The sequence below is a fragment of the Stenotrophomonas sp. NA06056 genome (genome assembly GCF_013364355.1).
Classification (GTDB): domain Bacteria; phylum Pseudomonadota; class Gammaproteobacteria; order Xanthomonadales; family Xanthomonadaceae; genus Stenotrophomonas.
This window is the reverse complement of record NZ_CP054931.1, coordinates 1,208,682-1,231,383: the sequence shown is the minus strand read 5'-3', so window position 1 is coordinate 1,231,383 and position 22,702 is coordinate 1,208,682. Positions and strand designations below refer to the sequence as shown.

The following is a 22,702-nucleotide window of genomic DNA, read 5'->3' as shown; positions in this document are numbered from 1 at the left end:
GGCAGGAAGCCCGATCCCCCACCCCGCCGGCTCAACCGGCGGGGTTTTTTAATGCCCGTATTCCTGAATTTCCCCTTAGCAACAATAAGTTACGACACATATCCATTCATGTTGCATTTACTTTACGCCGCACATACACTCCATTAACCGAAGCATAACAAGTGGGGATCACGACGAAATGCGCAACGCCAACCGCCATAACAAGCCAAGCCGCGTACCACTGACTCTCGCTGTGCTGGCCTGCCTCCAGGTCGCACCGGCACTGGCCCAGGAGACCACCCAGCAGGAAGCAAAGGCGTCAAGCACTTCTTCCTCCACCCAGCGTGCGACTGACCTTGACAAGGTCACCGTCACCGGCTCGTTGATCCGCCGCGCGGACTACGAAACCACCTCGCCGGTGTTCACCATCAACGCCGAGACCAACGCCAAGCAGGGCCAGGTCAACGTCGCCGAGTTCCTGCAGAAGTCGGCCATCGGTTCGGCTGAAACGCAGATCACCCACCAGTTCGGCGGCTTCGTCGTCGACGGCGGCACCGGCGTGCAGACCGTGTCGCTGCGCGGCCTGGGCGCCAACCGCACCCTGGTGCTGCTGGACGGCCAGCGTCCGGGCCCGGCCGGTACCCGTGGTGCCGTGGGCGCCTTCGACCTGAACGTCATTCCCACCGCCATCCTGCAGCGCGCCGAGATCGTGAAGGACGGCTCGTCCTCCATCTACGGCTCCGACGCCGTGGCTGGTGTAGTCAACCTGATCACCAAGAAGAACATCGAGCGTCCGGAACTGACCGTCACCGGCCGCGTGCCTACCGAGGGCGGCGGTGAAGTGTTCTCGGCGTCGCTGGCCAACGGCTGGAACTTCGAGAAGGGCAGCATCATCGCTGCCGTCGAGTGGTATCAGCACAACGAGCTGACCCGCGGCGACCGCGACTTCCTCAACTGCAGCAACGACCTGATCAAGGACGCCGACGGCAACCGCATCGACCGCGAGGATCGTTCGCTCAATGCCGGTACGCCGCTGGCCAACTGCAACAACATGCTGCACAACGTGGTCGACATCGGCAGCACCCGCTACGTGCCGTCGCGCGATGGCAGCACCGTCGGCCCACTGCCGGGCTACCGCCCGCGTACCACCCAGAACTACACGCGCGGCCAGGCCTTCTACGATGAGCCGGTGAACTTCGAGCGCTGGGGACAGGGCCACATCATCAACAAGCAGGAGCGGAAGACGGCTTACCTGGCCACCGACTTCGGCTTCGATTCGGTCAACTGGAAGACCCAGTTCCTGTTCAACCGCCGCGAAACCGAGACGTTCTCCTGGCGCCAGTTCTTCCCGTATGCCTACGTTCCGGGCACCCAGATCGTCGCCAACCCGGTGATGCTGTTCAAGTCGCAGCAGGACATCACCGTCGATTACTTCTACGCCGCGACCAAGCTTGATGGCCTGTTCAAGGGCACCGACACCTGGGCGTGGGAAGTCAACGCGAACTTCAGCCACTCCAAGGGCAAATACGGCAACCTGGCCATCCAGGCCTCCAAGAGCGGCGACCTGGACTACACCGACGAACCGCCGGCAGTGAACTACTTCGACCCGGACTACCTCAGCGGCCGCAAGGTCGACGAGCTGGTCGACAAGCTGGGTGCGTGGGACTGGGGCAAGACCATCTACAAGCAGGCCACCATCAACGCGATCGTCAGCGGCGATCTGTTCGAGATGCCGGCCGGTGCAGTGGGCGTCGCCGCGGGCCTGGAGTACCGTTACTACTCGCTCAACGACCAGCCGAGCGAACTGTCCCGCACCGGCGACATCTGGGGCTCGTCCTCGGCTGATGTGACCAAGGGCAACGACAAGGTCAAGGAAGCCTTCGTCGAAGTCGATGTGCCGCTGCTGAAGGGCCTGCCGGCGGTGGAATCGCTGAGCATCAACGCCTCGGGCCGCGTGTTCAAGTACGACAACGTGGCCGATTCGGACAACGTCTGGAAGGTCGGCGTGAACTGGCAGATCATTCCGTCGCTGCGCCTGCGCGGTTCGATCGGCACCTCCTATCGCGCCCCGGGCCTGTATGAGCTGTACCTGGGCAACGAGACCGGTTTCTTCTCGCAGGCGAACGATCCGTGCGTGCGCTGGGGTGAAAGCTCCAACACCAACTACCAGGCCAACTGCGCGGCCGCAGGGATTCCGGCCAACTATGCCGGTGGTGGTAGCAGCGGCACGGTGTACCGCCAGGGCGGTGGTGACTCGTTGATTCCGGAAACTTCGCGCGCGAAGACCGCCGGTATCGTGTTCACCCCGACCTTCGCCAACCTGAGCGTGGCCATCGATTACTTCGACTATGAAGTGAGCAATGAAATCGCGCAGCTGGGCAGCACCAACGTCCTGCGCGGCTGCTACGGCGGCACGGTGTACCCGAACAGCTACTGCGATCTGCTGACCCGCAATTCGGCCACTGCTACCCAGCCGTATGCGGTGACCGAGATCCAGAACAAGTTCATCAACATCAACAAGCAGCGTACCCGTGGCTACGACCTGACCGCGAACTTCGACCACGATTTCTCGTTCGGCAAGTTCTCGGCCGAGACTCAGGTGACCTACACGATCGAAGATACCCAGCAGGTGTTCTCCAGCGCAGCTGCAAGCGGCCTGGAATCCTCCGAGCTGCTGGGCGACATCGGCCGTCCCAAGGTCGTGGGCAACCTGGCACTGAGCCTGACCCGTGGCGACTGGTCGTACAACTGGCTGACCACCTACATCCACAAGACCGAAGACATCGATCTGGATCCGGTGTTCACCTACCAGGGCCGTCCGAACTCCTACCGTGACATCGTGGCTGATTCGCGCATCTACCACACCGCGTCTGTCAGCTACGCGCAGGCCGATTGGGAAATCCTGGTGGGCGTCAGCAACATCTTCAACAAGACCCCGCCCCTGGTTTCCACCGGCGTGGCCGATTCCCGCTACGGCAACGTACCGGCCTTCGCCACCCAGTACGACTACTACGGCCGCACCCCGTTCGTACGCCTGAAGTACAAGTTCTGATCCAGCAGTAACTGCAGTACCCGGAAAGGGCGGCGCAAGCCGCCCTTTCCTTTTGCTGGGCCTGCATCCCTTCTGCTTTCGCCACTGGCCCGACGACAGCCTGGCTGGCCATGTCGTCCGAAGGAGGCCAGGGAGACCGGGAGAACGGCATGCACGGCGCTACAACCGCCAGCTTGCGCAAAGCGCCCCTTAACACCCCATTCATATATCTCCGGGAAAACAAAATTCATCCATCACAACTGAGACTAAGGCACTGTAATTGTTGCAATTTGATGATGTGAAAACCCTTATTCCGCAAAGAAATGTGACGGAACCATGCTTTTTCCGTTAAGCCCGTGTTAGGTTCGATGAACGTCAGGACGACACATGAACATTCACATAACAAACACACGGAGGTGGTCGATCTCTTTCCACTAGGGGGATTCACCTGATGACGCACTACCGCACGCCCGGTCGCCACCCGCTGACCAACGCTCTGCTCGCCGGCCTGATGATGGCTGCCGCGGCACCGGCCCTGGCCCAGGAGGCCAGCTCCGGCAGCAACCCGATCGACCTGGACCGCGTCAGCGTGACCGGCTCGCGCATCGCGCGCACCGGCTTCGTGACTCCCTCGCCGGTCACCGCCATCACCGCCGAAGAAATCCGCGCCACCGGCGCCAACAACATCGGCGACCTGATGGCGCGCCTGCCGGCGCTGAGCCCGACCTATACGCTGGGCAACTCCACCCGCTTCATCGGCACCGCCGGCGTGGGCCTGATGGACCTGCGCGGCATGGGCACCTCGCGTACGCTGGTACTGGTCAATGGTCGCCGCCATGTCGGCGCGACCTCCGGCTCCTCGGCGGTGGATGTCAACACCATCCCGGTCGAGTGGATCGAGCGCGTTGAAGTCATCACCGGTGGCGCCTCGGCCGTGTACGGCGCCGATGCCGTGGCCGGCGTCGTCAACTTCATCATGAAGAAGTCGTTCGATGGCGCCGAAGTGCGCGCCCAGACCGGCATGGCCAGCGAAGGCGGCTTCAACCGGTCCTTCATCAGTGCCTCGGCCGGCACCGATTTCGCCAACGGCCGCGGCAACGCCGCGATCGCACTGGAATACAGCAAGCAGGACCGCTTCGTCCGCAGCGACCGCGCGATCGGCAATGAATTCCTGGTGTCGGTGCCGAACCCGAACTACGACCCGACCAAGCCCTCCAACGAAAGCAATCCGCAGACCGTCCTCAGCGGCCCGGGTGGCAACCACTCGATCTCCTTCGGCGGCACCTTCACCCTGGGTGCGTTCTCGCCCACCAACAAGGCGACCTGGGGCAACCGTTACCAGTTCAACCCGGACGGCACCTATCGCCCGCAGCGCTATGACGGCGTGATGCCGAGCACCACCAGCTGCGTCAACTGCGACTTCGCCGATCTCAATTCGGTCGCCGATCTGCAGCCTGGCTTCGACCGCAAGAGCGTCAACGCGGTCGTCAACTTCGACCTGACCGACAACCATCGCCTGTACTTCGAAGGCAAGTACACCGAGACCGTGTCGGACTTCCTGGCCCAGCCGTCGTTCGACCAGACCCTGCGCATCCAGCGCGACAATGCCTACGTCTCGCCGCAGCTGCGCGCGCTGATGGCCGCCAACGGCGCCAGCCAGTTGACCCTGAGCCGATTCAACGTCGATGCCGGCCAACGTGGCGAGCACGTGGAGCGCAACACCCAGCGCTTCGTGCTCGGCGTCGAGGGCAACCTCACCGAGAACTGGACCTACGACGTGTACGGCAACTGGGGCCAGAGCGAAGTCAAGCGCTGGAACCTCAACAACCGCATCAACGAGCGTTGGCAGGCGGGCCTGGACACCGTGGTCGATCCGTCCACCGGCCAGATCGTCTGCCGTACCACGCTCAACCCGAACGCAACCAACCCCAACAACGGCAACCGCGTGTACTCGCAGTTCGCCCGCGAAGGCTGCGTACCGTTCTCGGTGTTCGGCAACGGTGCAGTGACCCAGGCGGCACGCGACTGGATGAACGTCGATTCGTTCAACTATTCGCGCCTGCAGCAGTCGGTGTTCAGCGCCTCGCTGGCCAACGCCTCGCTGTTCAGCCTGCCGGCCGGCGACGTCGGCGTGGCCGGTGGCGTGGAATACCGCCGCGAGAAGAGCCGCGAGATCACCGATCCGCTGGCAGCGCAGGGCCTGACCTTCCTCAATGCGATCCCCAACCGGATGGGCAAGTACGACGTGCGCGAGGCGTTTGTCGAAGCCACCGTTCCGTTGCTGGCCGACATCCCGGGCATCTACAACCTGACCATGGACGCTGCAGGTCGCTGGTCCGATTACAGCAGCATCGGCAAGACCACCACCTGGAAGGTCGGCCTGGACTGGACCATCATCCCGTCCCTGCGCGCCCGCGGCACCCTGTCGCAGGCGGTGCGTGCGCCGAGCATCGGCGAACTGTACAACCCGCAGAGCGAGAACTTCGCCACCGTCAACGATCCCTGCAACTACCTGGCCACCAACTCCAACCGCCCCAACACCGCGGCGGACCCGGCGCTGCGCCAGGCCAACTGCTCGGCGCTGGGCGTGCCGGTCGGCTGGGTCGACACCTACACCGCAACCCGCCCCGGCGTCAGCGGCGGCAACCCGAACCTGAAGCCGGAACGCGCGCGCAGCTTCACCTATGGCCTGGTCTGGCAGCCTGAATTCCTGCAGGGCTTCGGCATGTCCGTGGACTACTGGTGGATCAGCCTGAAGGACGCCATCGGTGCAGTGACCGCACAGACCAACGCCACCCGCTGCGTGGATTCGCCGGGGGGCATCAACAACAGCTTCTGCGGCTTCATCGAGCGCGCACCGGTCGGTGGCAAGACCGACGCGGGCGGTCGTACCTTCCCGGAACATTCGATCAGCCGTTGGGTTGCGCTGAACGAAAACCTGGCCCGCTCGCGTCGCGTCGGCGTCGACCTGGAAATGGACTACCGCTTCAAGCTGGCCGAGGGCGACACAGTGATCCGCCTGGTCGGTACCCGTCTGCTGCAGTCGCGTGAATGGGCCTTCCAGGACTTCCCGACCGAGTACGACGAGAACGTCACCTGGGTGACCGACCCGCGCTGGCGCGGTTCGCTGCAGACCAAGTACTCGCTGGGTCAGTGGCGTGCGTCGTGGGACCTGAACTACGTGAGCAGCAACCTGCGCGTGCAGCCGAAGAGCTACCAGGCCAACCCGGGCCAGACCAGCCCGATCCGCAACGGCTCGTACGTCTACCACAACTTCCAGTTCGGCTACCGCTTCCCGGGCGACAAGATCGACGTTTACCTGGGCGTGGACAACGCCTTCGACAAGGATCCGCCGGTGAACTACTTCGGCTCCGACGTCGGTTCGGCGATGTACGACAACATCGGCCGCTACATGTACATGGGTGCGACCTACAAGTTCTGATCCGGTAACAGATGTAGTACCCCGACAGACCCGGCTTTTGCCGGGTCTGTCTTTTCCCGGTGCCGGCAAGGCCCCCTTGCGCCCGGCCATGACCTTCGACACCCTTGCAGTCCGGGCCGGCGGCGTATTGTTCGGCCCACGGCCGTCACCACGGCCCTTCCCTGACTCACTCGGCCTGGAGGCCATTCAAGTGACCCGTACTCCCAAGATCGTGCTGCTGACCCTGGCCGTTTCGGCCGCGCTGGTTGGCTGCGGCAAGAACGAAACCCCGGCAAAGGATGCCACCGCCTCCACGCCGGCCGCGGCCGACGCCGCCACCACCTACAAGCTCGACGAGAGCAAGCTGCCGGCCTACAACGCCTTCCAGGCCAGCGATCTGGACAGCAACCTGGACGCCTGCACCGCCTTCGGCGACTACGTCAACGGCAAGTGGCTGGCCGCCAACGAGATTCCGGGCGACCGCACCAGCTGGGGCGCCTTCACCATCCTCGACGAGCGCTCGGTGGCCGTGCAGCACCAGCTGGCCGAGCAGGTCGCGCAGGTCAAGAACCCGGCAGGCATCGAGAAGATCGTCGGCGACTTGTGGGCCACTGGCATGGACGAAGCCAAGGTCAATGCCCAGGGCATCGAGCCGCTGAAGGCCGACCTGGCCGCGATCGATGGCCTGCAGGACAAGGCCGCCATCGCCAACTACCTGCGCACCAGCGCCGCCAAGGGCGAGAACGTGCTGTTCGGCTTCGGCGCCGAAGCCGATTTCAAGAATTCGGCCGTGAACATGGCCTACGCCAGCCAGGGCGGCCTGGGCCTGCCGGACAAGACCTTCTATACCGACGCGTCCAAGGCCGACAAGCTGAAGGCCTACCAGGCCCACGTGGCCAAGGTGCTGGAACTGTCCGGCGTCGCTGCGGCCGATGCCGCCAAGCAGGCTGAAGAAGTCGTCAAGTTCGAGACCCGCCTGGCCAAGGCATCCAAGTCCAGCGTCGAGCTGTCGCGCGATGTCTCGCTGTACTACCACCCGGTCAGCCTGGCCGAAGCCGATGCGCTGACCCCGAACTTCAGCTGGACCGAGTTCTTCAAGTCGCAGAATGTTGCCGCGCCGGAGAAGTTCTCGCTGGCCATTCCGGCCTTCCACCAGGAAGTGAGCAAGGCGCTGGGCGACACCGATCCGTCGGTGTGGCGCGCTTACCTGCGCTTCCACACCGTTGACAGCGCCTCGCCGTACCTGGCTGATGCCTTCGTGCAGGAAAGCTACGAGTTCTACGGCAAGACCCTCAATGGCCAGAAGGAACAGAAGCCGCGCTGGAAGCGCGTGCTGGGCACCATCGAGAGCGACGCCGGCGAAGCCTTCGGCCAGCTGTACGTGAAGGTTGCTTTCTCGCCGGAAGCCAAGGCGAAGATGGAAGAGCTGGTGAAGAACCTGGCCGCCTCGCTGAAGGAACGCATCCAGGGTCTGACCTGGATGAGCCCGGAAACCAAGGCCAAGGCCATCGCCAAGTGGGAAACCTTCACGCCGAAGATCGGCTACCCGGACAAGTGGCGTGACTGGTCGGGCCTGCAGACCAACCGCGACAGCTACCTGGGCAACGTGCGCGCGGCCACCGCGTTCAACTACCAGTACAACCTGGCCAAGATCGGCAAGCCGGTGGACAAGACCGAGTGGGGCATGACCCCGCAGACGGTCAATGCCTACTACAACCCGCTGCAGAACGAGATCGTGTTCCCGGCCGCCATCCTGCAGCCGCCGTTCTTCGATGCCAAGGCCGACGACGCGCTGAACTACGGCGGCATCGGTGCGGTCATCGGCCACGAAATGACCCACGGTTACGACGACCAGGGCAGCCGCTTCGGGCCGACCGGCAACTTCGAGAACTGGTGGACCGAAGGCGATTCGAAGAACTTCGCTGGCCTGACCGGCAAGCTGGTCAAGCAGTTCGACCAGTACAAGGTTGACGGCCAGGCGGTGAATGGCCATCTGACCCTGGGCGAGAACATCGCCGACCTGGGTGGCCTGGCCACCGCCTACGACGCGCTGCAGAAGGCGTCGGCCGGCAAGGAGGACGCGAAGATCGATGGCTTCACCCGCGATCAGCGCTTCTTCTTCAACTGGGCCACCGTGTGGCGCACCAAGTACACCCCGGAGAACGCCAAGGTCCGCCTGGCGACCGACCCGCACGCGCCGGCGCAGTTCCGTGCCATCGGTGCGCCGTCGAACCTGCCGACCTTCACTGCGGCCTTCCAGTGCAAGCCGGGTACGCCGATGTCGCGCACCGGCGACTCGCAGGTGGTGATCTGGTAAGCCACGACTGAGGCCACGGTTTGCCTGCAGAGGCCCGGGATGTCCCGGGCCTTTGTTTTTTGCGGCGCCAACCATCCACGCATGGCGTGGATCTACTGGCAGTCTGCCGGTCCGCGCCGTTGGTGGAGGCCGACCATGGTCGGCGCATGGCATGAAGGAGCCAGCGTAACGCGTGCATCCCGTGCCCATGCCACCCATCCGGTAGCGCCGGGCCATGCCCGGCGGATGCACCGTGACGCGTGCATGCCGTGCCCATGCCACCCATCCGGTAGCGCCGGGCCATGCCCGGCGGATGCACCGTGATGCGTGCATGCCGTGCCCATGCCATCCATCCGGTAGCGCCGGGCCATGCCCGGCGGATGCGCCGTGATGCGTGCATGCCGTGCCCATGCCACCCATCCGGTAGCGCCGGGCCATGCCCGGCGGATGCACCGTGATGCGTGCATGCCGTGCCCATGCCATCCATCCGGTAGCGCCGGGCCATGCCCGGCGGATGCACCGTGATGCGTGCATGCCGTGCCCATGCCACCCATCCGGTAGCGCCGGGCCATGCCCGGCGGATGCACCGTGATGCGTGCATGCCGTGCCCATGCGCGGCTTGCTATAGTTCGCCCGCCCTTAATCCATCACGGATTCGTTCTACATGCCCAACTTCCGTCCGCTTGCCATCGCCCTGGGCATCAGCCTGGCGACCCTGGTTCCGACCCACGATGCGTTCGCCGCAAAGAAGAAGGCCGCACGCGCCCCGGCCGTCAGTGCGCAGTGCAGCGATTTCTACGACGCCACCAACGCGGGCTGGCTGAAGGCCAACCCGGTGCCGCAGACCGGTGCCGCCACCGCGCTGGGCCAGCTGGTCGACCGCAGCCGGCAGCAGCAGCGTGAACTGCTGGACGCCTCGATGAAGGCGCCGCAGGGCAATGTGCAGAAGCTGCTGGGCGACTTCTGGGCCAGTGGCCTGGACGAAGCGGCCGTGGAAGCCGATGGCTCCAACCCGATTGCACCGCTGCTGACCCGCATCAATGCAATCAAGAAGGCCAAGGACGTTCCGGCCTCGATCGCCGCACTGCACCAGGTCGGTATCCCGGTGGCGTTCAACTTCGGTCCTGATGTGGACCTGAAGGCACTGGACCGCCACATCGGTTACTTCATGCAGGGCGGCATGGGCCTGCCTGATCCGGCCTTCTACACGCGCACCGACGCCGACACCGTCGCGTTGATGGGCCGCTATCGCAACTACGTCAAGCAGATCCTCGCACTGACCGGTACCCCGGCGGCCAAGCTGGACGCCGAGTCGCAGGCAGTGATCGCGCTGGAAACCGAACTGGCCCGCAACGCGCAGTCGCTGGCGGGCATCAACAACCCGTTCAACAACTACGCACCGATCTCCACCAAGGACCTCAACAGCCGCTACCGCAACCTGCAGCTGGATGCGTTCCTGAAGGCGCAGGGCGTCAACGATGACCTGGTCTCGCTGGCCGACCCGGCGCTGTTCAAGCAGCTCGACGGCATGGTCACCAAGCTCAAGCCGGACCAGTGGAAGGCCTACCTGCGCTGGCGCGTGGGCGACTCGATGGCACCGTACCTGTCCAAGGCATACCGCGATGCGGAGTTCGAATTCCGTGGCCGCGTGCTGCGTGGCGAGACCCTGCCGCCGCAACGCTGGGAGAGCGTGCTGGACGCGATCAACGTGGCCGCCGGCCCGATGGTCGGCCGTGAATACGCCGCGCGTTACCTGTCCGCCGAAGACCGTCGCCAGGCGGCGTGGATCGTCGACAAGGTGCGTGAAGTGCAGATCGAGGCGGTCAAGAACAACAGCTGGATGAGCGCCGAGGCCAAGACCGAAGCGCAGGCCAAGCTGGCCGCGTTGAAGATCGAGATCGGTACCCCGTTGCGCGATCTGGATTACAGCGTGCAGCCGATGGGCCGTGGTTCGTTCGGCGGCAACATGCTGATCGCTTCCACCTGGCGTCATCGTGAGGAAATGAAGCGCATCGGCAAGGGCAACGCCGACCGCCGCTGGGACGTGCTGCCGCAGCAGCCGTCGCTGGCGTATGACCTGGCGCAGAACCGGCTGATCGTCACTGCGGCGATCCTGCAGGGCCCGGTGTTCAACGCCAAGGCCGACGCCGCCGACAAGTTCGGCAGCTTCGGCGGCCTGGTCGGTCACGAACTGACCCGTGCGATCGACGCCAAGGGTGCGCTGGTCGACGCCAAGGGCGAACTGCGCAGCTGGTGGACCCCGGCCGACAAGACTGCCTGGACCCTGCTCGGTACCCGCGTCGCCAGCCAGTACGGCGCCTACGAGTTCCCCGGCGTGAAGGGAGCCAAGGTCAACGGCACGCTGACCCAGGAAGAGAACCTGGCCGACATCGCCGGCCTGGAGCTCGCCTGGGCCGCGTACACCGCGCAGGAGCCGAAGGCCAAGCCGGCACAGCAGCAGGGCTTCTTCCGTGCCTGGGCCGCGCTGTGGCCGCAGCAGCTGTCGCCGAACGAGGCCGCACGCCGCCTGACCGCCGACATCCGTGCACCGGGCCGCTGGCGCACCAACGGCCCGCTGTCGAACCTGCCGGCGTTCGGCGCCAGCTTCAGCTGCAAGGCGGGCCAGCCGATGCAGCGTACCGACGCCGAGCAGATCAAAGTCTGGCGTTGAGTGCAGCGGTGATGCCGTAACGGAAAAGGCGCCTTCGGGCGCCTTTTTCGCATGCTTCGGGGTCGATCCACGCCATGCGTGGCTGACCATCACCCGGGTTGCAACGTACCGCAGTAATGCACGATGCGCCCCACAATCGGCGCACCAATCTCCACATCGAATACGAAGACACCGTCGCGTTCGGTCTCGAAACTGCCATCGCCCGGCAACAGCGCGCGCGGCAGCGGTATGCAGCACAGCGACCAGCGTCGCGGCACAAGCTGCAGCCGCCCGTTGTCGACCACCAGCGCCAACGCGACCGAGATCACGCCGAAGCGCTCGACCAGCAGTGCCTCGTTGCGCCCCTGCCCCTGCGTCTGCAGCGAAGAGAAACGACGGCCGGCAAAGGTGCGCGTCCAGCGCTCGCCGCCTGCCTCCGGGGTGAACGCCACACTGACCGGCACGTTCTCGCCCTCGGCAGGGAAACCGAACACCTTCCCCAGCAGACGCGACAGCAGCCCGCGACCACGTTCGACCGATGCAGTGCCGCTCCAGCGCGGGGCTGCACCCGGCGCATGCAGCGCCTGCACGCTGGCCGGCAGTTGCGCGTATGCGCTGCCCAGCACCCGCTGGTACAGACTGGCACCCGGCATGTCACGGCGAAACCCGGTGTGGATCGTGCGCCCTTCGAACAGCCGGTCGTAGTCGGACAGCTCCAGCGCGTGCGTGGCCGGGCGCGCACCGGGCGCCGGCCGCACACCGGCCAGTTGCTTGCGGATCACCGCCTCGATCGCCATCGATGGAATGTACGGGCCGTCATCGGCCTCGGCGAGCAGATGCCAGCTCTGTTCGATGCGCGCACCATCGCGGGTGCCCACCGCGCGTACGATCATGCCGCCGCGATGTTCGCCGAACTTCATCAGATTCAATACGGTGTAGAACAACCGCGAGCACGGCTCCAGCGACGGCAGCCTCAGGTGCAGGCGTGCCTTGGCCAACAGGTTGAGCACGCGATGCAGGATCTCCGGCACCGGGCCGGCGCCCATCCAGATATCGGTCAACGTCGGATGTTCGGGAGGCAGCACCTGCAGATCGGGCACATCCACCAGAGAGAAATGCAGGTTGCGCAGCGGCAGCCGTCCCGGCACCGCGACGGTGAAACGGCGACTCTCGGCCAAGCCGATACCATGCCCATCGCGACCGTTGCGGCGCAGCTTCACCGGCGCACCGGCATAGCCGACGACCGCACGCATCACATTCAGACCAATGCCGGCATAGGGCGATGGCGCGATGCCGCCTTCCACGCTGACGATCTCCATGTGCATGGCCATCTCACGCAGCACCGCAGCAGTAAGCACCGGGAAACTGCTGACGCCGGACAGTACGTAGATGCCGGCCGCCCTGGCCTGCACGTCGTACTGGGAAACGCCGAATACAAAGTCCGCCGCATCGGCGAAGTCCAGATAATCAATGCCCGCGGCGATGCAGGCTTCGATCGCGCCATAGCGGTGTTCACCATAGTCCTGGAATGGACCGGAGGCATCCACCACCAGGTCCGGTCGCTCGGCCTGCAGCGCCGTGGCCAGCTGTTGCCGGTCGACCTGCAGCGGGCGCAGCGTCGAATGCCCGACATAGCTGTCGCAGAACGCCTGCGCCGCCGCCAGGTTACGGCCAGCGATCAGCAGCTGCAGCATCGGCAGGTCAGCCAGCAAGCGGACCAGACGCCCCCCGAACACTCCATATCCACCCAGAATCAGGATCTTCACGCATCGTCCCTGTCGTGTCGTTTGGCCATGGTAACGCGACGCCGCCAGCTCCCGCAGTGCAGCACGATCCGGCATTAACACCGGGCGTGCTATCGCTGCACCTTCGTCCACTGCGGAGCCCCGCCATGGCTCACAAGAACACCATCTGCGTCTGGTACGACAGCGGCGCGCTCGAGGCCGCCACGTTCTACGCCAAGACCTTTCCCGACAGCGAAGTAACCGCGGTGCATCACGCGCCAGGCGACTTTCCCGACGGCAAGCAGGGTGACATCCTCACCGTAGAATTCACGGTCTGCGGCGTCCCTTGCGTCGGCCTCAATGGCGGCCCGGCCTTCAAGCACAGCGAAGCGTTCTCGTTCCAGATTTCCACCGAAGACCAGGCCGAGACCGATCGCCTGTGGAATGCCATCGTCGGCAACGGTGGTCAGGAAAGCCAGTGCGGCTGGTGCAAGGACCGCTGGGGCATTTCCTGGCAGATAAGCCCACGCATGCTGATCGAAGCGGTGACCAGCAAGGACAAGGCCCTGGCCAAGCGTGCCTTCAACGCGATGATGCCGATGAAGAAGATCGACATCGCCACCATCGAAGCGGCGATCCGCAGCGCATGACGACGTGGGACACGATCATCGTCGGTGGCGGCCACAACGGGCTGGTGTGTGCGGCGTATCTGGCGCGCGCGGGGCAACGGGTGCTGGTGCTGGAGCGCCGTAGCGTGCTGGGCGGCGCGGCTGTCACCGAGGAGTTCCACCCGGGCTTCCGCAACTCGGTGGCCTCGTACACGGTGTCGTTGCTGCAGCCGAAGGTGATCGAGGACCTGCAGCTGCACGCGCACGGGCTGCGCATTGTCGCGCGGCCGGCCAACAACTTCCTGCCACTGCCCGAGGGTCGCTACCTGCTGGCTGCGCCGGGCCGCACCCAGGCGGAAGTGGCGAAGTTTTCCGAGCGCGATGCGCAGGCGCTGCCCGCTTATGAAGCGCGCCTGGAAGTATTTGCCGACGTGCTGCGCGACTGGGCGCTGCGTCCGCCGCCCGACCTCGGGGTGACGGCCGGCTGGCGCGCGCTGCCCGCGTTGTGGCAGATGGGCCGACTGGGGCGTGAGCTGGCCGCGCTCGATCCCGCATTGCGTCAGGAACTGCTGGATCTGTTCACGCTGTCGGCCGCCGAGTATCTGGATCGCTGGTTCGAGAGCGAGCCGATCAAGGCCCTGTTCGGTTTCGATGGCATTGTTGGCAACTACGCCAGCCCCTACACGCCAGGCAGCGCCTACGTACTACTGCATCACGTGTTCGGCCAGTGCAACGGGGTCAAGGGCGCCTGGGGCCATGCCATCGGTGGCATGGGTGCGATCAGTCAGGCCATCGCCGCATCCGCGCGTGCGGCTGGCGCCGAACTGCGGGTCGATGCGGGCGTGCAACGCCTGCTGGTTGAAGACGGACGCGTGGTCGGTGTCGCACTGGCAAATGGCGAGTGTCTGCGCGCACGTACCGTGGTGGCCAACGTCAATCCAAAGCTGCTGTACGAACAATTGCTCGAGCCTGCGCAGGTTCCGGCCACCACCCGAGAACGCATGGCGAACTGGCGCTGCGGCTCGGGCACGTTCCGGATGAATGTGGCGCTGTCACGACTGCCCGATTTCCACGCCCTGCCCGGCCCCGGCGACCACCTCAGTGCCGGCATCATCATGGCGCCCAGCCTGGATTACATGGACCGTGCCTGGCTGGATGCCCGCCGCGCTGGCTGGTCGCGCGAGCCGATCGTGGAGATGCTGATTCCGAGCACGCTGGACGACTCGCTGGCCCCGCCAGGGCAACATGTGGCCAGCCTGTTCTGCCAGCACGTGGCACCGGTGCTGCCCGAAGGCCGCCACTGGGACGACCATCGCGACACCGTCGCCGACCTGATGATCGCGACCGTCGATCACTACGCCCCCGGCTTCGCCGACAGCGTGCTCGGTCGACAGGTACTTTCACCCTTGGATCTGGAACGGACGTTCGGGCTGATCGGCGGCGACATCTTCCACGGTGCGCTCAGCGCCAACCAGCTGTTCTCGGCGCGACCGATGGTCGGCCAGGCCGGCTATCGCGGCGCCCTGCCCGGCCTGTACCTGTGCGGTTCGGGCACGCATCCGGGCGGCGGGGTGACCGGCGCGCCCGGGCACAACGCGGCGCAGGTGGTGCTGGCAGATGCATGAAACGCATGCCAACCAAGGTGGGCACCTACCGCCGTGAAACGCGGCGCGTAGCGCCTCACTTCACGCTGCGCAGATGGTTCGGGCGCTTCGGCGGGCCGGGGGGACGACGCTTGTTGAACGGTGATTGGCCGCGCCAGTAGCGGATCAGCAGCCAGCCGAACAGCATGCCGCCCAGATGCGCGAAGTGGGCCACGCCCGGCTGCCAGCCGGTCATGCCCAGCACCAGCTCGCCCACGCCGAACAGGATCACGAACGTACGCGCCTTCATCGGGATCGGCGGGAACAGCAGCATCACCCGCTGGTTGGGGAACAGCATGCCGTAAGCCAGCAGCAGGCCGAACACACCACCGGACGCCCCCAGCACCGTAGCCGGATTGTCGAGCATCGTGCCGACCAGCAACTGGCACAGGCCAGCGCCCACCACGCACACCAGGTAGTACAGCAGGAAGCGTTTCTCGCCCCAGGTCTGTTCCAGCGGCGCGCCGAACATGAAGACGGCCAGCATGTTGAAGAACAGGTGGCCGAAGCTGCCGTGCAGGAAGCCGTAGGTCAGCAGCTGCCAGGGCTGGAAGTTTCCGCCCGGCGAGAACGCATCGAAGCCCTGCTGCAGTGGCTGCAGCATGAACGGCTCGAAGGTCTGCATGCCGAGCAGGAACGGCTGCTGCAGCAGGAACAGGATCGCGTTGGCGATCAGCAGGGCCTTGGTGACGGTTGGCAGTCGCGGGAACATGGGGACACCGGCATGGAACGGCCCCCATCATAGCCGCAGCACCGTGTCTTGTTGCCGCCCCCCAGGCGCGGCCCGTTCAGTCGCCAGCGGCGCTCAGCCGGGGCCCCACACCGCGGCATCCAGCGCTGCCGCCGGATCGGCGGCAGGCATCCGCACCCGGCCGTTTTCCACGACAACGCCCTCGGCACGCAGTCGTTGCGACTGTTCACGCCAGCCGGCCGAACCTTCGGCCATGGCGATGCGCCCATCCGAACGCAGCACCCGGTGCCAGGGCAGCGACGGATCCTCATTCTGGCCAAGGATGCGCGCGGTCAGGCGCGCACGCCCGGGCAGGCCCGCGCGCATCGCCACCTGGCCATAGCCCATCACCTGTCCCGGCGGAATGGCATGGATCACCGCCAGGATGCGCGCACGCGCCTGCTCCGGCGTCAGCGGCGCAGCCGCGTCACCAGCAGTACGCCGAGCAGGACCAGCACGGTGCCGGCGATCTGCGCCGGCCCCATCGGTTCGTCGAGCAGCCATAGGCTCATCACGATGGTGGAAACCGGGCCCAGCATACCCACCTGCGCGGCCAGCGACGAGCCGACCCGCTGCACCGCGAGCATGATCGCCAGCACCGGCAGCACCGTGCAGACCGTCGCGTTGATCAGCGACAGCCATTGCACCGCAGCCGGTGCCTGCCACAGCAACGGCAGTGGGTGGGTGATGGTGAAATGCAGCAGCACCAGCACGCTGGCCACGCAGCTGGCGTAGGCGGTCAGACGCACTGCGCCGATACGGGCGACCACCTGGCCGCTGCCGAACAGATAGAGCGCATAGCTGAGCGCACTGCCCAGCACCAGCAGGCTGCCAAGGATGATCTGCCCGCCTTCGCGCTGCAGGTCATGGCCGAACGCGATCAGCACGCCGAGGTAGCTGAGCACCAGCGCGCCGATCTGCCAGCGCCCCGGCCGCTGCCGCGCCAGCAGCACATTGATCAGCAGCACCAGGGTCGGGTTCAAGTACAGGATCAACCGTTCCAGGGTCACGCTGATGTACTGCAGGCCCTGGAAATCGAGCAGGCTGGACAGGTAGTAGCCGGTGAAGCCGAGCCACAGCACGCGTGCCCGGTCAGCCCAGGACAGCCGCTCCGCACGGCGCGACGCCCATACAGCCATCAGCGCGAACAGGGGCAGCGCCATCAGCATCCGCAGGGCCAGCAGCGTAGTGGCGTCCACGCCATGGCGCAGCCCCAGCTTGACGATGATGGCCTTGCCCGAAGCGGCAATGGCGCCGATCGCAGCCAAGCCGATGCCTCCCAGTGCGATGCGTGGGGAAGCGGTAGCGATGCGGGAAGCAGGGTTGGACATCAGGACGACGGCGAGCCGCGCGGGGCGGCCCGGAAACGCATGGGCGGCGCCCATTGTCGCATGGGGGCGGCCGGTGCCCTGTAGAGCCGAGCCTACGCTCGGCTTCGCCATGCCTGGGCGAAAAGCAGCCGAGCATGGCTCGGCTCTACAACGGCCCGGCTCAGCGCATCAACACCACTTCCTCGGCAGACGTCGGATGGATCGCCACCGTATCGTCGAACTGGGCCTTGGTCGCACCCATCTTCACTGCCACCGCAAAACCCTGCAGGATCTCGTCGGCCGCTTCGCCCAGCAGGTGTACACCCACCACACGCTCTTCCGGCCCGGCACAGACCATCTTGAACAGGCTGCGCTGGGTACCGTTGGCCAGTGCCTGCAGCATCGGCCGGAAACGGCTGTGGTACACCGTCACCTGGTCGAAGCGCGCACGCGCGTCTTCTTCGCTCATGCCCACTGCGCCCAGCGGCGGATGCGAGAACACAACGCTGGCCACGTTGTCGTAGTCCATCTTCGCTTCCGGACGACCACCAAACAACCGATCCATCAGGCGTCGCGATGCCGCCACGGCGACCGGCGTCAGACCGACCTTGCCTGCAATGTCACCAACCGCATGCACGCTCGGCACCGCCGTGGTCTGCCACTCGTCCACCGCTACCTGCTGGTGTTCACCGATGCCGATGCCCAGTGCCTCCAGGCCGAGATCCTTGCTGTTGCCGCGCCGACCGGTCGCGAAGAAGACGGCGTCGAACACGCTGTCGATCGGGCCGTCATGACCGAAGGCGCGCACGCGCTCGCCGTCGCGCTTCAACTCACGCAGGCGGTAATCGAAGTGGATGCGGACACCCTGCTGGCGCAGGTTCTCGGCCAGCTGCGCGGTCAGCTCGTAGTCGAAGCGCTCCAGCAGGCGACTGCCACGCACCAGCAGGCTCACCCTGCTGCCCAGCGCCTGCAACAGCCCGGCAAGTTCCACCGCGATGTAGCCGCCGCCGACGATGGCGACCTCGGCCGGTGCCGCACGCAGGTCGAAGAAATCGTCGGACACCAGACCCAGCTCGGCGCCGGGAATGTCGGGCCGCTGCGGATGGGCGCCGGTAGCAATGAGGATGTGTGCAGCGCTGTACTGCACGCCGTCACTGCACGCCACAGTGTGCGCATCCAGCAGATGGCCACGGGCCGGAATACGCACCACGCCGGTTTCATCCAGGCGCTTGTGGTAACTGGTGTGGATGTTGCTGATGTAGGCCTGGCGGTGGATCACCAGTTCCTTCCACGACAGCGCCGGGCGTGCCTCAACGTCGAAGCCCATCGCGCTGGCCAGGCCGATGCGCTCGGCCAGATCGGCCGCCAGCCACATCGCCTTCTTCGGCACGCAGCCTACATTCACGCAGGTACCGCCCAGTTCGCCAGGCTCCAGCAGGGCAACACGCTTGCCGTGCTGCGCAGCGCGGATGGCCCCGGCCAAGCCCGCGGAACCGCCGCCAAGGACAATCAGATCGTAGTCATAAGAGGGAGTGTTCATCGGAATCGCTCGAGTCGGCAGAAAACAGGATCGATGGCGGGCGCGCGCCCGCAGAGAAGATCGACGGGCAACTGGCTGGCGCAGGCGCTCATGCTGCTGCGAGCATGCCATGGCCCGCTGCAGGCCAGACGTGAGGGTATGCAGTAGCGCACTTGGCAACGCACGCAGCCACGCAGGAAGCGATGTGCGCGGCCTGCATCGATCACCCCTGCCCGGCTCCGAGGCGCATGGCCGGCCACTGCCGGTACGTCATCGCGCGCCACAACCATTCCATCGGACCGAAACGGAAGCGGCGCAGCCACAGATGACTGAGCACTACCTGCGCAGCGAACAGCAGCACTGCAAACAGCAGCTGCCAGGCACGTGGCACTGCGTCGAACCAGCCCAGCCCGTAACGATAGAACAGCAACGTGCAGACCACCGATTGGCCAAGGTAATGGGTCAGCGCCATCCGGCCGACCGGCGCCAGCCACCCCATATGCGCATGCCAGCGCACGATCCAGGCCAGGTAGCCCAGGCACATCGGCACGCCGCCCATGGCCACCAGTGCCATTGCCGCAGTAGTCGGCAGGTCATAGACGCCCGGCGCCAGATAGGGCTTCCACCACACACCCGCCAGGGTGACCAGCAGGCCCAGAGGCAGCGCGACCCAGCGCAGGCCGGCATACAACCGCGGGAAACGCTCAGGCGCGGTCAACGCGCCGCTGCCTGCGAACCAGGCACCCAGCAGGAACATGCCCAGCACTTCGGGTCCGGAAATGAACATGCCGCCCAGCGACGCGCCGAACTCATGCAGCCGCTGCACGTTGGCCTGCATCCAGTCACCCTGGCCGTACACCAGGCGTTGCTGGTCGATGCCCTGCTGCGCATCGACCAACATCTTCTGCAGATCCTGCGGGGTGGCCATCGACACCATCGCGCCGACCAGCAGCATCAGCGCGATACCCAGTCCATATACCAGCAGCCCCATCCACGGCAGCCAGCTGCGCGGTGATTCGCGGCAGGCCAGCAACGGCAGCGAGGCCAGTGCATACAGCACCAGGATGTCGCCCGACCAGACCAGCAGTGCGTGGCACAGGCCGATCAGCAGCAGCCCGGCGCTGCGCCGCAGGTAAAACGGCGTGAACAGGCGACCGGCAGCTTCAGCGCGCTGGGCCATCACCGCAAAGCCCGCACCGAACAGCAGCGAGAACAGGGTGAAGAATTTTCCCTGCACGAATACATAGACGAAGGCATCAGCCCAGTAGTCGATGCCCTGCCAATGCGCGTCGATGCCCGTAAAGGCCAGATCGAGCGGCCCGCTGAGGGCCTCGATGTTCATCAGCAGGATGCCCAGCAGGGCAAACCCACGCAGTATGTCCAGCAGGGCGATGCGTTCGCCGGAAGCCACCGGTTGCAGGGAAGGGGAAGCGGTGTTCACGGGGCATCCGGCGTGCAGGTCCGTCATTATGCCGCCGGCCTGCGGGCCATGGATGACCCCGCCCTGTTCCACACACGCAACGGCCCGCCGAAGCGGGCCGTTGCTGCCATCACGATCGCAGTGCGATCAGTGCTGGTGACCGCCGTCGCCGTGGACGTGGCCGTGTTCGAGTTCTTCCTTGCCGGCTTCGCGCACTTCAACGATCTCGACGTCGAAATGCAGGTCCTTGCCGGCCATCGGGTGGTTCAGGTCAACGTCGACCACGCTCATGCCGACCTTCTGCACGGTGACGGCACGCGGCCCGAAGTTGGTCTGCAGCACGACCTGCTGGCCCGGGACCAGCTTGGCGGTACCGAAATGCTTCTTCGGCACGCGCTGGGACAGGCCATCACGGCGCTCGCCGTAAGCATCGGCCGCCTTGACGTCGACGTCGAAGGTCGCGCCGGCTTCCTTGTCCATCATGGCGTTTTCCAGGCCCGGGATGATGTTGCCGTGGCCGATCAGGATCGCCAGCGGCTCGCCGCGGTCCTTGGACGATTCGATCGGCGCCTGGCCGGCCTCGGAGACGGTGTAGTGGAAGCGGACAACGCGGTCTTTTTCGATCTTCATGCGCAACTCTGTCTGGATCTGCCGAAGGCAGGCGGGTTGGGGCGGGTTGTCGCCCGGCGGGGACGCCGCCATCATGACGGCCAATCCAAGGTCGCGCATTATCCGGAGAACATGCACATCACGCCAGTTTCGTCCGGCACGCGCCGGCGCCTCGCGCCTGCCCTGCTGCTCGCCCTGCCCTTGCTGCTGACCGCCTGTGGCGGCGGCAAGGCCGTCCGTTCCCCACCTCCACCGCCCGCGGCAAGCTGGCCCAGCACCACGCCGGACAACCCCGAGGCCGCCAATTCGGTGCTGATGCGCGCCATCAGCCTGGTCGGCACACCCTATCGCTACGGCGGCAACACGCCCGAATCCGGCTTCGACTGCAGCGGCCTGGTCGCTTATGTCTACCGTGAAATGCTGGACCTGAAGCTGCCGCGGACCTCACGCGACCTGGCAGCGGTACAGGGACCGAAGATCGACCCGAAGCGCCTGGCCACCGGCGACCTGGTCTTCTTTGGCAGCCGCGGCAATGTCAGTCATGTGGGGATCTACGTCGGCGAAGGCCGCTTCGTGCACGCCCCGAGCACCGGCGGCACGGTGCGTCTGGATTCGCTCAGCGGCCCCTATTGGAAGGACCACTACACAGGGGCGAAACGCGTCCTTCGCTAAAATGAACAGGCGAGATGTTCAAAAATGTGACGGACATCACCGCTCAACTAACGATTTACTAACGGAATTTTTAACTTATTACCGCTTTTACAGGGCATGATTCCCCATCGTTTTTTTCCTGTGACCGACGCGTGACGACAAACGACCCGACGTGCCCAGGCCAGACCGCCGCTTCTTCGCGTAGTGTCCGCCCGCTTCTGCTGGGCCTGGCATTGTGTCTGACCAGCCTTCCCGCCTGGTCGCAGTCCGCTCCCACCCGTACCGATGCGACCTCGGCTGCCACCGCCGAGACCGCGCCCCGCGCAGCCGCAAAGGCCGATGCCCCTGCTCCACAGCGCAGCCGCGCCGATGCCGCCGCCAGCGCCACTCTGGCGGCCCTGCTGCCGCACCTGGCCGCCAATGACACCATTCCGTTGATGGACCGCTCGGCCATGGTGGCCGGCGACCTCAGCCGCCTCCTTGCCAATTACGACACCAGCAGCGCCCCCAATGGCAGCGTTGTGGTCGGCACCGCTGCCGACAACGGCAAGGTGCAGTCGCTGCTGCGCCGGGCCATGACCCTGCTTGGCACCCCGTACCGTTGGGGTGGCAGCAATCCGGACAGCGGCTTCGACTGCAGCGGTCTGGTCGGTTATGTGTTCCGCTCGGCCCTGGGCATCGAGCTGCCGCGCGTTTCACGCGAAATGGCGCATGACGCCAATGCCGAGCTGATCAACGATCGCGCCGCCCTGGCCGCTGGCGATCTGGTGTTCTTCGGCCGCAAGGGCCGGGTCGACCACGTCGGCATCTATGTGGGTGATGGCCGCTTCCTGCACGCCCCGAGCACCGGCAAGGACGTCCGCGTCGACACCCTGCTCAGTGGTTACTGGGGCAACAAGTTCATGCAGGCCCGCCGGGTCGACCTCTGATTAGAGGCCGTCCACGCCGGACCTGACAAGCCGCTGCCCTGCAGCGGCTTTTTTGTTGGGTCTGGCCACAAGGATGGCCGCTGGTCGACACATGCTGCGTTGGTCATTGATGTCACGGTCCGGTTGGGCCGCAACCGGCCACCCACGTGGCCGCAGCATCCCGGCGTGGGGCGGCACGCCGA

Annotated in this window: 15 protein-coding genes; 8 read left to right on the top strand and 7 right to left on the bottom strand. The window is 65.5% G+C overall.

The window, feature by feature from the left end; all coding sequences use genetic code 11:
• Window positions 1-178: 178 nt before the first annotated feature.
• From HUT07_RS05320 to HUT07_RS05305, 4 genes are all read left to right on the top strand, one after another.
• Window positions 179-3,031, top strand: a complete 2,853-nt coding sequence (locus HUT07_RS05320) for a TonB-dependent receptor (RefSeq protein WP_176020054.1) — start codon at window positions 179-181, stop codon at window positions 3,029-3,031.
• Between the two features lie 430 nt (window positions 3,032-3,461).
• Window positions 3,462-6,452 carry a TonB-dependent receptor gene (locus HUT07_RS05315; protein WP_176020053.1) on the top strand — a complete coding sequence of 997 codons (2,991 nt, stop codon included), beginning with the start codon at window positions 3,462-3,464 and terminating at the stop codon, window positions 6,450-6,452.
• 190 nt (window positions 6,453-6,642) lie between these two features.
• Window positions 6,643-8,748, top strand: a complete 2,106-nt coding sequence (locus HUT07_RS05310; RefSeq protein WP_176020052.1) for a M13-type metalloendopeptidase — start codon at window positions 6,643-6,645, stop codon at window positions 8,746-8,748.
• A 643-nt stretch (window positions 8,749-9,391) separates the two neighbouring features.
• Window positions 9,392-11,398, top strand: a complete 2,007-nt coding sequence (locus HUT07_RS05305) for a M13 family metallopeptidase (protein WP_176020051.1) — start codon at window positions 9,392-9,394, stop codon at window positions 11,396-11,398.
• An 89-nt stretch (window positions 11,399-11,487) separates the two neighbouring features.
• Here HUT07_RS05305 and HUT07_RS05300 read toward each other — a convergent pair whose 3' ends face one another.
• Window positions 11,488-13,143 carry an SDR family oxidoreductase gene (locus HUT07_RS05300; RefSeq protein ID WP_176020050.1) on the bottom strand — a complete coding sequence of 552 codons (1,656 nt, stop codon included), beginning with the start codon at window positions 13,141-13,143 and terminating at the stop codon, window positions 11,488-11,490.
• Between the two features lie 125 nt (window positions 13,144-13,268).
• On the opposite strand from HUT07_RS05300, the gene HUT07_RS05295 reads away from it, so the two are divergent.
• Both HUT07_RS05295 and HUT07_RS05290 read left to right on the top strand, forming a co-directional pair.
• Window positions 13,269-13,751 (top strand): VOC family protein, encoded by a 483-nt coding sequence (locus tag HUT07_RS05295; RefSeq protein ID WP_176020049.1) that lies wholly within the window; start codon window positions 13,269-13,271, stop codon window positions 13,749-13,751.
• On the top strand, window positions 13,748-15,334 hold the full coding sequence (locus HUT07_RS05290; protein ID WP_176020048.1) for an NAD(P)/FAD-dependent oxidoreductase: 1,587 nt from the start codon (window positions 13,748-13,750) through the stop codon (window positions 15,332-15,334). Before HUT07_RS05295 ends, HUT07_RS05290 begins: the two co-directional genes overlap by 4 nt.
• Window positions 15,335-15,389: 55 nt before the next feature.
• Here the strand turns inward: HUT07_RS05290 and HUT07_RS05285 are convergent, their stop codons facing one another.
• From HUT07_RS05285 to HUT07_RS05260, 6 genes are all read right to left on the bottom strand, one after another.
• A complete protein-coding gene (locus tag HUT07_RS05285) occupies window positions 15,390-16,064 on the bottom strand; it encodes a rhomboid family intramembrane serine protease (RefSeq protein ID WP_176020047.1) in 675 nt (224 codons plus the stop codon).
• A 93-nt stretch (window positions 16,065-16,157) separates the two neighbouring features.
• On the bottom strand, window positions 16,158-16,586 hold the full coding sequence (locus tag HUT07_RS05280; protein ID WP_230109696.1) for an MGMT family protein: 429 nt from the start codon (window positions 16,584-16,586) through the stop codon (window positions 16,158-16,160).
• On the bottom strand, window positions 16,493-17,413 hold the full coding sequence (locus tag HUT07_RS05275) for a DMT family transporter (protein ID WP_176020046.1): 921 nt from the start codon (window positions 17,411-17,413) through the stop codon (window positions 16,493-16,495). The genes HUT07_RS05280 and HUT07_RS05275 overlap by 94 nt, the downstream gene beginning before the upstream one ends.
• A 160-nt stretch (window positions 17,414-17,573) precedes the next feature.
• A complete protein-coding gene (gene gorA, locus HUT07_RS05270) occupies window positions 17,574-18,932 on the bottom strand; it encodes a glutathione-disulfide reductase (protein ID WP_176020045.1) in 1,359 nt (452 codons plus the stop codon).
• 202 nt (window positions 18,933-19,134) lie between these two features.
• Complete coding sequence (locus HUT07_RS05265) at window positions 19,135-20,379, bottom strand: DUF418 domain-containing protein (protein WP_176020044.1); 1,245 nt, start codon at window positions 20,377-20,379, stop codon at window positions 19,135-19,137.
• Between the two features lie 99 nt (window positions 20,380-20,478).
• Window positions 20,479-20,961 carry a peptidylprolyl isomerase gene (locus HUT07_RS05260; protein ID WP_176020043.1) on the bottom strand — a complete coding sequence of 161 codons (483 nt, stop codon included), beginning with the start codon at window positions 20,959-20,961 and terminating at the stop codon, window positions 20,479-20,481.
• A gap of 111 nt (window positions 20,962-21,072) precedes the next feature.
• Here HUT07_RS05260 and HUT07_RS05255 point away from each other — a divergent pair, with 111 nt between their 5' ends.
• On the top strand, window positions 21,073-21,612 hold the full coding sequence (locus HUT07_RS05255; RefSeq protein WP_176022481.1) for a C40 family peptidase: 540 nt from the start codon (window positions 21,073-21,075) through the stop codon (window positions 21,610-21,612).
• A 200-nt stretch (window positions 21,613-21,812) separates the two neighbouring features.
• A complete protein-coding gene (locus tag HUT07_RS05250) occupies window positions 21,813-22,520 on the top strand; it encodes a C40 family peptidase (protein WP_254898920.1) in 708 nt (235 codons plus the stop codon).
• Window positions 22,521-22,702: the final 182 nt, after the last annotated feature.

What these genes read in the sequence shown, in the direction of transcription:
- HUT07_RS05295 (WP_176020049.1), top strand. Translation starts at nt 13,269, where the DNA reads ATGGCTCACAAGAACACCATCTGCGTCTGGTACGACAGCGGCGCGCTC.
- HUT07_RS05280 (WP_230109696.1), bottom strand. Translation starts at nt 16,586, where the DNA reads ATGGCTGCTCGACGAACCGATGGGGCCGGCGCAGATCGCCGGCACCGT.
- HUT07_RS05305 (WP_176020051.1), top strand. Translation starts at nt 9,392, where the DNA reads ATGCCCAACTTCCGTCCGCTTGCCATCGCCCTGGGCATCAGCCTGGCG.
- HUT07_RS05320 (WP_176020054.1), top strand. Translation starts at nt 179, where the DNA reads ATGCGCAACGCCAACCGCCATAACAAGCCAAGCCGCGTACCACTGACT.
- gorA (WP_176020045.1), bottom strand. Translation starts at nt 18,932, where the DNA reads ATGAACACTCCCTCTTATGACTACGATCTGATTGTCCTTGGCGGCGGT.
- HUT07_RS05275 (WP_176020046.1), bottom strand. Translation starts at nt 17,413, where the DNA reads ATGTCCAACCCTGCTTCCCGCATCGCTACCGCTTCCCCACGCATCGCA.
- HUT07_RS05315 (WP_176020053.1), top strand. Translation starts at nt 3,462, where the DNA reads ATGACGCACTACCGCACGCCCGGTCGCCACCCGCTGACCAACGCTCTG.
- HUT07_RS05290 (WP_176020048.1), top strand. Translation starts at nt 13,748, where the DNA reads ATGACGACGTGGGACACGATCATCGTCGGTGGCGGCCACAACGGGCTG.
- HUT07_RS05285 (WP_176020047.1), bottom strand. Translation starts at nt 16,064, where the DNA reads ATGTTCCCGCGACTGCCAACCGTCACCAAGGCCCTGCTGATCGCCAAC.
- HUT07_RS05260 (WP_176020043.1), bottom strand. Translation starts at nt 20,961, where the DNA reads ATGAAGATCGAAAAAGACCGCGTTGTCCGCTTCCACTACACCGTCTCC.
- HUT07_RS05255 (WP_176022481.1), top strand. Translation starts at nt 21,073, where the DNA reads ATGCACATCACGCCAGTTTCGTCCGGCACGCGCCGGCGCCTCGCGCCT.
- HUT07_RS05265 (WP_176020044.1), bottom strand. Translation starts at nt 20,379, where the DNA reads ATGACGGACCTGCACGCCGGATGCCCCGTGAACACCGCTTCCCCTTCC.